This window comes from Acidovorax sp. Leaf191, from assembly GCF_001424425.1.
In the GTDB taxonomy this organism is placed as follows: domain Bacteria; phylum Pseudomonadota; class Gammaproteobacteria; order Burkholderiales; family Burkholderiaceae_C; genus Acidovorax.
Genome location: NZ_LMPT01000019.1, coordinates 441,467 through 455,615, shown reverse-complemented (window position 1 = coordinate 455,615; position 14,149 = coordinate 441,467). Strand labels below are relative to the sequence as shown.

At 66.3% G+C, this 14,149-nt stretch carries 6 protein-coding genes; 2 read left to right on the top strand and 4 right to left on the bottom strand.

Features of this window, described 5'->3' with window-relative positions:
- The first annotated feature begins 101 nt into the window (after positions 1-101).
- Positions 102-971, top strand: coding sequence for a LysR family transcriptional regulator (locus ASG27_RS16095; RefSeq protein ID WP_056419109.1), 870 nt, complete (start codon positions 102-104; stop codon positions 969-971).
- A 140-nt stretch (positions 972-1,111) separates the two neighbouring features.
- On the opposite strand, the gene ASG27_RS16090 is transcribed toward ASG27_RS16095, so the two are convergent.
- From ASG27_RS16090 to ASG27_RS16080, 3 genes are all read right to left on the bottom strand, one after another.
- Positions 1,112-2,095, bottom strand: a complete 984-nt coding sequence (locus tag ASG27_RS16090; RefSeq protein WP_235504057.1) for a Bug family tripartite tricarboxylate transporter substrate binding protein — start codon at positions 2,093-2,095, stop codon at positions 1,112-1,114.
- A gap of 305 nt (positions 2,096-2,400) precedes the next feature.
- The gene (locus ASG27_RS16085; protein ID WP_056418431.1) at positions 2,401-6,909 is read right to left on the bottom strand and encodes a PAS domain S-box protein; all 4,509 of its coding nucleotides are present in this window, start codon (positions 6,907-6,909) and stop codon (positions 2,401-2,403) included.
- Between the two features lie 4 nt (positions 6,910-6,913).
- Positions 6,914-7,843 carry a diguanylate cyclase domain-containing protein gene (locus ASG27_RS16080; protein ID WP_056419106.1) on the bottom strand — a complete coding sequence of 310 codons (930 nt, stop codon included), beginning with the start codon at positions 7,841-7,843 and terminating at the stop codon, positions 6,914-6,916.
- Between the two features lie 303 nt (positions 7,844-8,146).
- On the opposite strand from ASG27_RS16080, the gene ASG27_RS16075 reads away from it, so the two are divergent.
- Positions 8,147-10,522, top strand: a complete 2,376-nt coding sequence (locus ASG27_RS16075) for a putative bifunctional diguanylate cyclase/phosphodiesterase (RefSeq protein ID WP_082486009.1) — start codon at positions 8,147-8,149, stop codon at positions 10,520-10,522.
- Between the two features lie 126 nt (positions 10,523-10,648).
- On the opposite strand, the gene mfd is transcribed toward ASG27_RS16075, so the two are convergent.
- Positions 10,649-14,128: a transcription-repair coupling factor gene (gene mfd / locus ASG27_RS16070; RefSeq protein ID WP_056418426.1), complete on the bottom strand. Its 3,480-nt coding sequence runs from the start codon at positions 14,126-14,128 to the stop codon at positions 10,649-10,651.
- Positions 14,129-14,149 lie beyond the last annotated feature (21 nt).

Genomic DNA, 14,149 nt, shown 5'->3' with positions numbered 1-14,149 from the left:
GTTGGATGGATGTCGATGCCTCAAGGTTAAGTCGCCACGACACCTTTGAAATGCAGCGATTTCGCTCTACAGTGATGCAAATTTGCATCACCAAAACCACCATGAACTGGGATGACACCCGCATCTTTCTGGCGCTGACCCGCGCACCCTCGTTGCGCGCCGCGGCCCGCGGCCTGGGCATCGACCAGGCCACCGTGGGGCGGCGACTGAACGCGCTGGAGGCCGAGTTGGGCGCCAAGCTGTTCTTGCGTGCCAAAGACGGCTACCTGCTGACGGCCGCGGGCGAGACCGCTTTGGCCGCAGCGCGGCGCATGGAAAGCGCGGCGCTCGACCTGCGCACCAAGATCGAAGGCCAGGACGACAACCCCGGCGGGCTGGTGCGCGTCACCAGTTCCGATTCGATCGCCATCGAATTCCTGCTGCCGGCGGTGGAGCGGCTGCAGCAGCGCTGGCCCACCATCCGCGTGGACCTGGAGATTTCGACCCAGGTGCTCAGCCTGACGCGACGGCAGGCCGATATCGCGTTTCGCAACGTCCGCCCTGAGTCGCCGGACCTGGTGGTGCGCCGGGTCGCCGCCTGGCCGGTGGGCCTGTTTGCCAGCGCCGCCTACCTGGCGCGCTTCGGCGAGCCCGTGCCCGATGACGAGCTGCGCGGCCACCAGCTGGTGGCCTACCGCCCGTACCTGGACCAGAGCCCGTTTCCCACGGTGGTGGAGGTGCCGGCCCGCCAGGCCAGGATTGCCATGGCCGTCAATTCCAGCCTGCTGCTGCGCAAGGCAGTGGCGGCGGGCATCGGCCTGGGCGAGATGCCCGTGCACCTGGGAGAACGCGAAGGCCTGGTGCGGGTATGGCCGCAGCGCCGCCGCGCCAGCGACCACGAGGTCTGGCAGGTCATGCACCCCGACCTGCAGCGCACGGCCCGGGTGCGGGCGACTGCAGAGTTTTTGTCGGAGGCCTTCGGTGGCAGTTGAAATGGTGGGCTGAAGGCTGCTGAGTGGTCTGCGTCAGAGGCCCGGACGCTGACGCTGAGCGGGGCAGCCTGTGGGCGCGTGGCGTGCAGCGGTGCCTTCGATCACGATTACGCGGTGGTGCCACCGACCAGCAATATCGCTCACTGTGGCACCAGCCCAGCCGCCTTCACCAGATCTGCATGGACCTTGATCTCGTGCGAGATCGCGTCCTTGAGCTGCTGGCTGCTGCCCGGCGCCACTTCCATGCCGCTGGCAGCCAGCTTGGCACGGGTGTCGGGGTCGGCCAGGGCCGCATGCGCAGCGCGCTGCAGGCGGTCGATGACGGGCTGGGGCGTTTTGGCCGGGGCCAGCAGGCCGACCCAGGCCGAGAGGTTCATCTCGGGCGCGCCCGCCTCGGCCATGGTGGGGGTCTGCGGCAGCGTGCCGGTGCGCTGCGCGGCCATCAGGCCCAGTGCATGCAGCTTGCCGGACTGGATGTGCGGCAAGGCCTCGGGCAGCACTGCAAACAACATGTCCACCGTGCCCGCCAGGGCGTCGTTGATGGCCGGGGCGCCGCCCTTGTAGGGCACGTGCAGCAGGTCGGTGCCGGTGCGGGTGGTGAACATCAGCCCCGCCAGGTGCTGCGGGCTGCCGTCGCCGGACGAGGCGTAGGTGAGCTTGCCGGGCGCCGCCTTGGCCGCAGCGATCACCGCGGCGACGGTGGGGAATTTCTGCTTGTCCTTGACCACCAGCACCATGGGCTGGTTCACGAACTTGGTGATGGGGACGAAGTCCGCCTCGGGGTCGTAGGGCAGGGTCTTGAAGATGCTCTTGTTGGTGGTGAGGAAGGACGCGGGCGAGACCATCAGCGTGTAGCCGTCGGGCGCGGCGCGCGAGACCAGCGGCGTGCCGATCTGGCCGGATGCCCCGGCCTTGTTGTCCACCACGAATGGCTGGCCCAGATCGGCCGCCATCTTCTGCGTGACCACGCGCGCGATCATGTCGGCGCTGCCGCCGGCGGGCAGGGCCACGATGACCTTGACCGGGCGGTCGGGGTAGGCGCCCTGCGCGATGGCAGGTGCGGTGGTGCACAGGGCCGCAAGGAAGGTGCAGGCCAGGGCCGGAATGAGACGCCGAAATTGCATGAACAACTCCCAGAAGATGAACCAAAGAGGCGGTAGGGAAGTAGGTGAAGCCGCTGCTGGGCAGGTAAGCCTTTGCTGCTTGCGGGCTTGCCGCGGGTTTTCTTCCCAAGCAATTCCTGCACCAGAGGCTGGCATTGCGTCGGTCGCCGACCTGTTCACGCTTCAGTTGCTTCTGTTTTTATAGCATTCAGCGCTTTCCAGGGGCGCGCTCACAGTGCTTTGAGCGCTCGGTCCCGCCGAGAGGGCTCGATCAGCATGCAGGGGTGATGTCGGTGCGGCCGGTTGTGGGTCATTTGGCCGACAGCTCAAGCCCCCCGCTCCGGTGCTGCGGATGGTGGCGCCACGCGAGCCAGCAAGGCGCTGGCACTGGCGAAATCGAGGTCGGCCATGTGGCGTTGCAGGCTGGCCAGCGACGCCGTTCCCAGTTGCGCGGTGAGCACGGGTTCGAGCTTGCGCGTCCAGTCAAGAGCGTCGAGATCCTGGGTGGCCAGGAGATGCTGCAGGTGCACGATCTGCTCCCAGGTGCCAGGCGACAGCGCCGCCGCCTGGCCGTGCGCAGCTGTGGAATCTCGCTGCACGCTGATCGTGGGGTCCAGCGCCCACTGCCGGGCCATGTCCTGCATCTGCGCCGTCAGCACAGCAATGCCTGTGGTGTCGCCACGGCGCGCCGACGCTTGCGCTTGCGAGGCCAAGGCATGCATCTGCTCGGCACCTACCGTTCCGGACATGCCCTTGAGGTCGTGCAGCACTGCGGCCGCATTCCGGGAAGCCGCCAGACGGGCGTCGGTGGCGGACTCCGGCATGGCTGTGTTCAGCGCCCCGGCGAGGTTGTCCAGCGTGGCGGAAATGCGTTGCAGCATTTGCCACAGAAGCTCGCTGGAGCCTTGAAGCCGAGAAAAGGACAGCTGCGCGGACACCCCCTCCACGCGCGGCCAGTCGGCGGGGGGCTCAGCGGCAGGTGGCAGTGCGTGCTGGACGGCCAGGTCATCGTGGCCCGGCAGATGGCGGCGAATGGTCCTCACCAGCATGGGCGGATCGAACGGCTTGCCCACAATCGCGTTCATGCCCGCGACCAGGGCCTCTTCGCGCTCGGCCGACGAGACTCCGGCCGTCAGTCCGATGACCGGCAGTTGCAGCAGGCCCAGGGAGGTCCTGATCCGGCGGGTGGCATCAAGGCCGTCGAGCACCGGCATGTGCACATCCATCAGCACTGCATCGAAGCGGTCCGGATGCTGTGCCAGCAGGTCGAGCGCCGCCTGCCCATGCCGGGCGACAGACACCTGGGCACCCTCGCTGGTCAGGATGCGGGCAGCCACCTCCTGGTTCACCTCATTGTCGTCCACGACCAGCAGTGACATGCCGCGCAGTCCTTGCCCCTCAGGCACAGGGGCGTCCGGTGCCGTTGCGGGCTGGCTGCCTGCCGCGCGGTGCAGCGGCAGCGCCACCATGAATTGGCTGCCCTGGCCGATCTGGCTGTGCAGTTCGATGTGCCCGTCCATGAGCTCTACCAACTGCTTGACGATGGACAGGCCCAGGCCGGTGCCGCCGAACCGGCGTGTGGTGGATGTGTCCGCCTGCACAAAAGGCGCGAACAGCCGCTGCCTGGATTCCTCGGAGATCCCGATGCCGGTATCGCTCACCACAAAGCGGACTTCCACCGTGTCGGCAGTCAGTTCTTGAAAGCGCACCTCGAGCCGCACTTCACCCTGGTCGGTGAACTTCACCGCATTGCTCAACAGGTTGATCAGGACCTGGCGCAGGCGTGTGCTGTCGCCCTCCAGCGCGATGTCGGGCGGCCCTGCGCCATCCACCACATAGGCAATGCCCTTGGCTTGGGCCTGGGGCTCGATCAATGCGGACACATCGCGCACCACCTGGCCCATGTCCAGCGCAAGCGTCTCCAGCGTCACTTCGCCCGCTTCGATCTTGGACAGATCGAGCACGTCGTTGATGACGGCCAGCAGGGCTTTGCCTGCCACCTGCACCTGCTGCAGCATGCGTTGCTGCTCGCCGTCGAGCGCGGTGCGTGCCAGCAGGTAGGACAGTCCGATCACCGCGTTCATCGGGGTGCGGATCTCGTGGCTCATGTTCGCCAGAAAGCGGCTCTTGGCGTCGCTTGCCTCCCGGGCCTGTTGCATGGCAATGCGCAGAGATTTCTCTTGCTCCAGGCGCGTACTCACATCATGGGCGATGCCCAGATACCCGACGAACGAGCCCGTCGCATCGGCCATGCGCGTCACCGCCAGCGATACCGGCACCCTGCCTCCGTCGGCCCGCGCCAGGCGCCACTGGCGCAAGGGGTCTTGGCTGGCGGTGTGGATCAGGGCCATTCTCACTTCGGGAGCAATGCTGTCCATGGGGTCTTGCCGCATCGGCGCAGGTCCTGGGTCCGAGGCCTGATCGCCGTTCTCGACGAAATCCGAGGCATTGCGGTGTCCGATGATCTGCTGCGCTGGCTCCCCCAGCAGCAGTTCGGCTCCGCGATTGAACACCGTCACCACGCCCTGCGCATCGGTGGCCACAATCGCGACCTGTGTGGACGCCTCCAGGACGGTGCGCAGCAGCGTGAGGGTGCTTTGCAACTGCATCTCGGTGCGCTTGCGGTCCGTGATGTCGGTGCGGATGGACACGTATTTTTCGACCCGGCCCTGGGCATCCAGAAACGGCGCCACGACGCTGTCCACCCAGTACAGAGCGCCGCTTTTCGAGCGGTTGCACACCTCTGCCCGCCAACTGTGGCCCGCGCTGATGGTGCGCCACATGTCCACCCAGAAAGACGCCGCGTGCGTACCGGAGTTGACGATGCGGTGGTTGCGCCCCATGAGCTCGTCCCGCTCGAACCCGGAAATGCGGCAAAACGCATCGTTCACATCCACAATGCGGCCCCAGCGGTCGGCGACAGACACGATGGTGTGCTTGTTGAGGGTTTCCAGCAGCGCCGCATTGTCCCGCTGGACGGCGGCGAGCTGCAGGCGGCTCTCGGTGAGTTCCGTCACGTCGTGCACGAAGGCATAGAAGCCCTTGACCTGGCCCTCGGCAATGTCCGGCAGATAGTGCACGAGAGAGTGCCGCTGGCGTTCGCCTTCGTTGCCGCGACGCGTCTGCTCGAACATGCGGGCCTCGCCCCGCAGCGCCGCCTGGACGTGGGGCGCAGACATCTCGTACATGCTCTCGCCGATCAGCTCGCGCAGGTGCATGCCCGGCACCAGGGCGGGGTCCATGTCGAACCACTCGCCATACGCCCGGTTGGCCACCCGGTTGCGCTGGTCCGGGCCCCAGTAGCCGATCTGGGATGGCATGGCGTCCAGCACGGTTTGCAGGGCGTGCCTTGCGGATTCCAGGTCGCTGGTGCGCTCGCGCACCTGGTCTTCCAGGGTGGCGTTCAGTTCAATGACCCGCAGTGCCGCAGCCCGCACTTCACGCACGTCGCGCAAGGTCTTGGCCAGGCCCACGATGCGGCCATGGCTGTCCTCGATGGGGCTGGCGGAGACCGAGACATCGATCAGCGTGCCGTCTCGATGGCGCCGCGATGTCTCGTACGCCTTGACCCGCTGCCCCTTGGCCACCATGGCCAGCATGGACTCGTCTTCGCCCTCGCGCCCTGCGGGTACCAGCAGCTCCTGCGCGGTGTGGCCCAGCACCTCGTCAGGCTCGTACCCGAAGAGCCGTCTGGCCCCGTCGTTCCAGTCGGTGATGATGCCCTGCAAGGTCTGCACGATGATGGCATCGTCGGACCCCTGCACGATGGCCGCGCGCCTGGCCTGTTCCAGCAACTGGCTGCGCGAGCGGTGCACCAGGTGCAGCACGGCGATGGCCAGCGCCGTCGCGGCCAGGCCCAATAGCACGACCATGACCGCTTCGCGTTGCGGCGGTGCGAGGTTGAGCGATGCAACGAATGCGGGAGTGGGGCGCATGTCGACCTCCCACTCGCGGCCGAACAGGGGCAGGGCGGTCAGCCTTCCAATGCCTGGCTCGGCCGGCATCTCGGCATGGCTGCTGTACAGCCACTGGCCCTCGGGTGCGAGGCGGTCGCGGATGCGCAGCATGAAATGCCCCGACTCCACATCGAGCCCGCGCAGTACCTCGTCCATCTGCAGCGGCGCATACACCCAACCCCGCAGGGCCTGCTCACGGCTTTCGGTCGTGTCCGTTGCGGCACCAAACCGGTAGACCGGCAGCATGAGCAGCAGGCCTCGGGAGGGTGTGCCCGCGTCCTGCAGCAGCGTGATGGGGCCGCTCAACGTGGCCTGTCCGGAGCGCATGGCCGTCACAGCGGTGGCCAGGCGCAAGGGCTCTGAAGCGATGTCCAGCCCCACCACCGGATTGTTGCGTTCCAGGGGTTCGATGTACTGGATGACGTAGAGATCGCCAGCATGCTGCTCGAACTGGTGCACGCTGAAATCGATCCAGTCTTCTGCCCGCACCTTGCGCACGAAGGCGGCCTCGTCCTGTCTGGCGACCCTGTGGATGTACCCGAAGCCGCGGGCCCCCGGGAACTCGCGCGCGAAGTCCCGGCTCTGGCTGTAGCGCATGAAGGCCTTGTGGTCGAGGTCGTCGCCCGCCGCCGCCACGGCCCCCCGGGTGCCGCGCAGGCCGTACTCATACTGCCGCATGCGCACGGCGATCTCTTCCATGACCCGGCCTTTGAGCCCGTCGAAGCGCTTGTCCAGGGCCTCCCGGTTTTGCTGCACCTGCTGGTCGTAGGCCACCACGGCTGCAACCAGGGTGATGCACATCACCACCAACGCCACGAGGATCGACATCCTCGCCACGTTGGTGGCATTCTGGCTGGACTGGCGCGGGTCGGCAGCCATCGGTTCAGTACCCTGGGCGCCACGCGCGCCAGCAGTCTCTCCCATCGTTCTTGGCGGCGTAGAGCGCTTTGTCGGCGCGGCCCACCAGCCCCCACAGGTCTTCGTCATCCACGGGCTCGGCCTGGGACTGTGCGTGCGCCGAGCGTGTCGCCACGCCCACGCTGACCGTCACATGGTCTGCATGAAGGGATGCTGCGTGCGGCAGTCCCAGCATGCGCACCGCCTGTACGGTGCGCTCTGCCACCTCCTGCGCACCCGCCGCATCCGTTTCGGGCAGCATGATGGCGAACTCTTCACCGCCCAGGCGGCCGACCAGATCCCCGGGTCGCTGGCCCGCGGACAGCAGGACTTTCACAAGGGCCTTCAGGCAACTGTCACCCGCAGGGTGTCCATAGTGGTCGTTGTAGCGCTTGAAATGGTCCACGTCCACCATCAGGAGCGACAAGGGCGCGGCACTGCGCGCGCACCGCTGCCATTCCCGCAGCAGCAGTTCATCGAAATGGCGGCGGTTGCTCACGCCGGTCAACCCGTCGGTCGTGGCCAGGTTGCGCAGTTCGTCGGTCAGGCTCTTGATGCGCAACTGCGTGCGTACGCGCGCCAGCAGCAAGGCCGCGTTCACGGGCTTGGTAATGAAGTCGACGGCACCGGCCTCCAGGCCCCGGACCTCGGACTCCGTCTCACCGTGGCCGGTCACGAAAATCACGGGCACATTCGCCAGCCGGGCATCCCCCTTCATGGCCGCGCAGACCTCATAGCCGCTCATGCCGGGCATCTCGGCGTCCAGCAGCACCAGGTCGGGAATGCTGCGTGCCATCTGTTCCATCGCGTCGCGGCCACGCGTGGCAAACCGCAGTTGGGCAACCCCTTTGAGCATGCCCGCCATCACCTGGATCATGGCGGAATTGTCATCAACGATGAGGATGCTCGTGTTCATGCACTGCCCATTCTGGGTTTCGTTGTAGGCACCGGCAAGTGCAATCTGCGTACTGCCTGCTGCGGCGCTGTGCGCGGCGCCATCCAGGCTCCAAAAAGCGCGCATCCTACGGCCAGCCTCTGACGTCGTCCTGACGTGGAACTCCGCGCATCGCGGCCTGGTCGTGCCAGGCGGCGAGTGTGCGGACGGTGGCGGGATTTTTCCTTGACTTGCGTCAAGTCTTTCGGGCGCACGTCGCGCGTGTAACAAAACGCTTAGCGATTTGGCCGTCGCGACTGACAATGGTTCTCCTGGAGGGGCGCCATGATCAACAGGTTTTTGAACCGGGTTTCGCCGTTTCGAAGTGTTCGGGCGCGTTTTTCGGCGGTGATGGGGGGCTCGGGCATCGTTCTGGGCCTGGCCCTGACCTTTTTCATGCAGTGGCATCTGGAAGAAGGTCTGAGCAACTCGGCCCGGGACGCGCTCAACGCCGTGGCAGACGAGATCTCCCATGAACTGAAAGAAGACCTCGCCAACAGGCAGCGCGAAGTGTCACTGATGGCGGCCATGGTCGGGCCACAGCATGCGCTGGATCCTGACTCCATCCAGGACGTCATGGATGGCCTCAAGCGCCGTGAAGGCGCTTACGCGTGGATAGGCCTTGCTGACCTGCGCGGTAGGGTCGGCGCCGCCACGGGCGGAATCCTCAGGGGCGTGGATGTCTCTGCACGGCCGTGGTACGCGGCCGGCCTGCGTGGCCCGGTGGTTGGCGATCCCCATGATGCGGTTTTGCTCGCCAGGTCGCTGCCTGCTCCGCCTGATGGCGAGCCGTTGCGTTTTCTGGATGTGGCCTCGCCTGTCAAGAACGGGCGGGGCGCGGTCATCGGCGTGCTTGCCGCGCATCTGCACTGGGACTGGGTGCACCAGGTGGTTGCCGAAGCGGTGGACAAACGCCTCAAGAAGGCCCATATCGAAGTGTTGATTGCCAGCAGCACCGGCGAGTGGCTGCTGTTGTTCAATACCCATGACACATCCGCCAAAGCATCGCTGGAGGCTGTGCGGCTGGATCCGGAATATCTTGTCGCCACGCAGCAGGTGGTCACCGCGATTCCGTCCGGTGGGCTGGGTTGGACCGTGGTGGTGCGGGAGGATGCCGCCAGCGCCCATGCACCGGTGTACCAGGTCCGCAAGTTGATGCTGGCCTTCACTGCCCTGGTGGCAGTGCTGTTCGCACTCGTCTCGTGGCTCGTGGCAGGCCGCCTGGTGCGGCCCATCGTGGAACTGGCCGATGCCGCGAAGTCCCACACGCAGCAAGCAGGTGCCGCGGCGGGCCACCGCCGGCGCAAGGCCTTGGACGAGACCTTGGTGTTGGGAGCCGCCATGGACCGGCTGGCTCACCACGACCGGCTGACCGGGCTGTTCAATCGGGGCGAACTGATCCATCAGCTGAACCAGGCGATCGAGCGTGCAGCCGTCAGGCACACCGCTGGAGCGCTGTTGTTGGTCAACCTGGACAACTTCAGCGTGCTCAACAACACGCGGGGTCACGAGGCCGGTGATCAGATGCTCATTGCCGCGGCGGAACACCTTCGGCAACTGGAGCGATCCGGTGCCGTCCTGGCAAGGATCGGCGGGGACGAGTTTCTGGTCCTGGCCGAAAACCTGGGAAGCGACCTTCGACATGTGCATGACAGGGCGAGCGCGATGGCGGCCGACGCGCTGGCGCAGTTGCGCGGCCCTTTCATGCTGGGTGGCGTTGCTTGTGAAGGCCGTGCGTCGATCGGCATTGCGCTCGTCGGCAACGACGACGCAACCGCCGACGAGGTGTTGCAACGAGCCGAACTGGCGATGCTGGAGGCCAAGAAGCGGGGCAAGGCTCAGGCCGCCATGTTCGACCAGAGCATGCGTGATGCGCTGCACCTGCGGGTGCAGTTCGAAAACGCCCTGCGCGTGGCAGTTCCAGGGCAGCTCGTTGCTTACTACCAACCGCAGGCCGACCTCGTCACGGGGCTGGTGGGGGCCGAGCTGTTGGTGCGCTGGAAGCACCCTGAAATGGGCATGGTGTCCCCGGACCTATTCATTCCCTTAGCCGAAGAAACGGGCCTCATACACCCGTTGGGCCGCTGGGTGCTGGAGACGGCCTGCCTGCAGTTGCGAGCCTGGGCGGACGAGCCGACCCGATGCCATCTGGTACTGGCCGTGAACGTCAGCGCCAAGGAGTTTCGCGAGCCGGGGTATGTGCAGGGGGTACGCAGCCTGCTGGAGACCACCGGGGCCAACCCGCAGCGCCTGAAGCTCGAGCTGACCGAAAGCGTGCTGGCTGAGGATGTGGACGAGATCGTGGTCAAGATGCAGCGGCTGAAGGCCCTGGGCATCAGCTTCTCGCTGGACGACTTCGGCACGGGCTTTTCGTCGCTGGGTTATCTCAAGCGCATGCCGCTGGACCAACTCAAGATCGACCAGTCGTTCGTGCGCGACGTCGTTTTGAACGCCAGCGATGCATCGATTGTGCGGGCGGTCATCGCCCTGGGCCAGGGCCTGGGGCTGCAGGTCATTGCCGAAGGTGTGGAAACCGTGGAGCAGCGCGACATGCTGGCGGGCTACGGATGCACCAGCTACCAGGGCTACCTGTACGGCCGCCCGCTACCGATACACGAGTTCGAGGCCATGATCGAGAAAGAGAAAGGGTGGCGCCGGTGATCGCGTTCCAGAACGCGTGGGACGTCGCCGTACAGCACGTGCTTCGACATGGCTTCACGATCGAACGCGCTCTGCCGCAAATTGCGACAGGACGCAGCAACGATTCCCAAGGGCTCGCTTCGAGTCTCAGGCAGCAGCAGTCTGCGGCTTCCCCAGCGAGCGCAAGATATCCCGCACCATCTGCGCGCGGTCCTTGGGGTCCTTCAACTCACGCTCGATGCGCAGCTTCTCGTTGCCCGCCAGCTTGATGTGCTTGTTCTTCTGGATGAGCTCGATGATGCGCATCGGGTCGATGGGCGGCTGGGGTTTGAAGGTGATGTTGATCACGCCCGGGGCGGCATCGACCTTCACCACGCCGTAGGGCTGGCTCAGCACGCGCAGGCGGTGCACGTCGATGAGGGTCTGGGCCTGCGGCGGCAGTTTGCCGAAGCGGTCCACGATCTCTTCGAGCAGGCCGTCGATCTGGTCGGGCGTCTTGGCGGTGGCCAGCTTCTTGTAGAACGACAGGCGCAGGTGCACGTCGCCGCAATAGTCGTCGGGCAGCAGGGCGGGGGCGTGCAGGTTGATGTCGGTGGTGACGCTCAGCGGGCTGAGCAGGTCCGGCTCCTTGCCGGCCTTGAGTGCCTTGACGGCTTCGTTGAGCATCTCGTTGTACAGCTGGAATCCCACCTCCAGCATGTTGCCGCTCTGGTTCTCGCCCAGCACCTCGCCGGCGCCGCGGATCTCCAGGTCGTGCATGGCCAGGTAGAAGCCGCTGCCCAGTTCCTCCATCTGCTGGATCGCATCCAGGCGCTGCGCGGCATGCTTGGTCAGGCCCTCGGTGTCGGGCACCATGAGGTAGGCGTACGCCTGGTGGTGGCTGCGGCCCACGCGGCCGCGCAGCTGGTGCAGCTGCGCCAGGCCGAACTTGTCGGCGCGGCTCATGATGATGGTGTTGGCCGTGGGCACGTCGATGCCGGTCTCGATGATGGTCGAGCACAGCAGGATGTTGTAGCGCTGGGCCACGAAGTCGCGCATCACGCGCTCCAGTTCGCGCTCGGGCATCTGGCCATGGGCCACGGCGATACGGGCCTCGGGCAGTATCTCTTCGAGCTTCTGGCGGCGGTTCTCGATGGTCTCCACCTCGTTGTGCAGGAAGTACACCTGCCCGCCCCGCTTCAATTCGCGCAGCACCGCCTCGCGGATCACACCCGTGCCCTCGTTGCGCACGAAGGTCTTGATCGCCAGGCGCCGCTGCGGCGCGGTGGCGATGACCGACAGGTCGCGCAGGCCTTCGAGCGCCATGCCCAGCGTGCGCGGGATGGGCGTGGCCGTCAGCGTCAGCACGTCCACCTCGGCGCGCAGGGCCTTCATCTGCTCCTTGTGGCGCACGCCGAAACGGTGTTCCTCGTCGATGATGAGCAGACCCAGGTTGTGGAATTTGGTGGATTCGCTCAATAGCTTGTGCGTGCCGACCACGATGTCCACCGTGCCGTCGCCGATGCCCTTGATGGCGGCAGTGATCTCCTTGCCCGAACGAAAGCGCGACACCTCGGCCACCTTCACCGGCCACTTGCTGAAGCGGTCCACCAGGGTCTGGTAGTGCTGCTCGGCCAGCAGCGTGGTGGGCGCAAGAAAAGCCACTTGCTTGCCGCCGGTGACGGCCACGAAGGCCGCGCGCAGGGCCACCTCGGTCTTGCCGAAGCCCACGTCGCCGCAGACCAGGCGGTCCATGGGGCGGGGGCTGATCATGTCCTGGATCACCGCGTGGATGGCAGCGTTCTGATCGGCCGTTTCTTCGAAGCCGAAGTCGTTGGCAAAGGTCTCGTAGTCCTGCGGGCTGTAGCGGAAGGCGTGGCCTTCGCGCGCCGCGCGGCGGGCATAGATGTTGAGCAGCTCGGCCGCGCTGTCGCGCACCTGCTCGGCGGCCTTGCGCTTGGCCTTTTCCCACTGGCCGCTACCGAGCTTGTGCAGCGGCGCCTCGTCGGCGCTCACGCCGGTGTAGCGGCTGATCAGCTGCAGCTGGCTCACGGGCACATAGAGCACGGCCTTGTCGGCGTATTCGAGGTGCAAGAACTCCTGCATGGCGGGCGTGCCATCGGGGTTCTTGTTGCCCACGTCCATGTTGACCAGACCGCGGTAGCGGCCGATACCGTGGGCGCTGTGCACCACGGGGTCGCCGACGTTCAGCTCGGCCAGGTCCTTGATCAGCGCCTCGACGTCGCTCACCTGCTCCTGCTTCTTGCGCCGGCGCGTGGTGGGGCCGGCGGCAAACAGCTCGGTCTCGGTGACGAAGTCGATGCCGTCCTCGATCCAACTGAAGCCCACGGTGAGGCCGGCGGTGGCGATGCCCACCTTTTCGTCGGCCGTTCCCTGGAACTCGGCCAGCGAGTCGAAGGCCGGCGGGTTCACCCCGCTCGCGCGCAGAAAGTCGAGCAGGCTCTCACGCCGGCCCGCGCTTTCGGCCAGCAGCAGCACGCGGTGCTGGGTGTTGCGGATGTGGGCGTGCAGGCGGGCCAGCGGGTCTTCGGCACCACGCACTACCGACAGGTCGCCCAGCTTCTGGAAGTGCGGGTTGTCGGCAATGTCCTCCACGCCAGGGCGGATGGACAGCTGGGCATGCTCCTTGGCGCGCGTGTAGAACTGGTCGGCCGAGAGGAACAGCTCCTCGGGCGGCAGCACCGGACGCTCGGGGTCGCCCTGCACCAGACGAAAGCGGTCTTTCGTGTCTTGCCAGAAGCGCTGGAAGGCCGGCTCCAGGTCGCCGTGCAGCACCACCGTGGCCTCTGACCCGAGGTAGTCGAACACCGTCGCTGTGTCATCGAAGAACAGCGGCAGGTAGTACTCGATGCCGGCCGTGGCCACGCCCGCGCCCATGTCCTTGTAGATGCGGCTCTTGGTCGGGTCGCCCTCCAGCATCTCGCGCCAGCGGCTCCTGAACTTGGCGCGTGCCTCGTCGTCCATGGGGAATTCGCGGCCGGGTAGCAGGCGCACCTCGGGCACGGGGTACAGGCTGCGCTGGCTGTCGGGGTCGAACGTGCGGATGCTGTCGATTTCGTCGTCGAACAGGTCCACCCGGTACGGCACCAGCGAGCCCATGGGGAACAGGTCGATCAGCCCGCCGCGCACCGCGTATTCGCCGGGGCTGACCACCTGCGACACGTGGCTGTAGCCCGCCAGCGTGAGCTGGGCCTTGAACTTGCCCTCGTCGAGCTTTTGCTTGACCTTGAAGTGGAAGGTGTAGCCCGCCAGGAAGGACGGCGGCGCCAGCCGGTACAGCGCCGTAGTGGCGGGCACCAGCACCACGTCGGCGCCGGTGTCCTTGTCCTTTTGGCTGATGCGCCACAGGGTGGCCAGCCGCTCGCTGATCAGATCCTGGTGCGGCGAGAACGTGTCGTAGGGCAGCGTCTCCCAGTCCGGGAACAGCGCGCAGCGCAGCCCGGGCGCGAAGAACGCCATTTCCTCGATGAGGCGCTGCGCATCGGTGGCGTCGGCCGTGACGATGGCGGTGGTGCGGCCGGCGGCCTTGTCACGTTCCGCCAGGCGGGCCAGCAGCAGCGAATCGGCGCTGCCCACGGGGCGGGGCAGGGTGAAGCGTTTTCCGGGGGAGAGTTTGGGCAGTTCCATGCGGACGGTACGTGTCGTCGG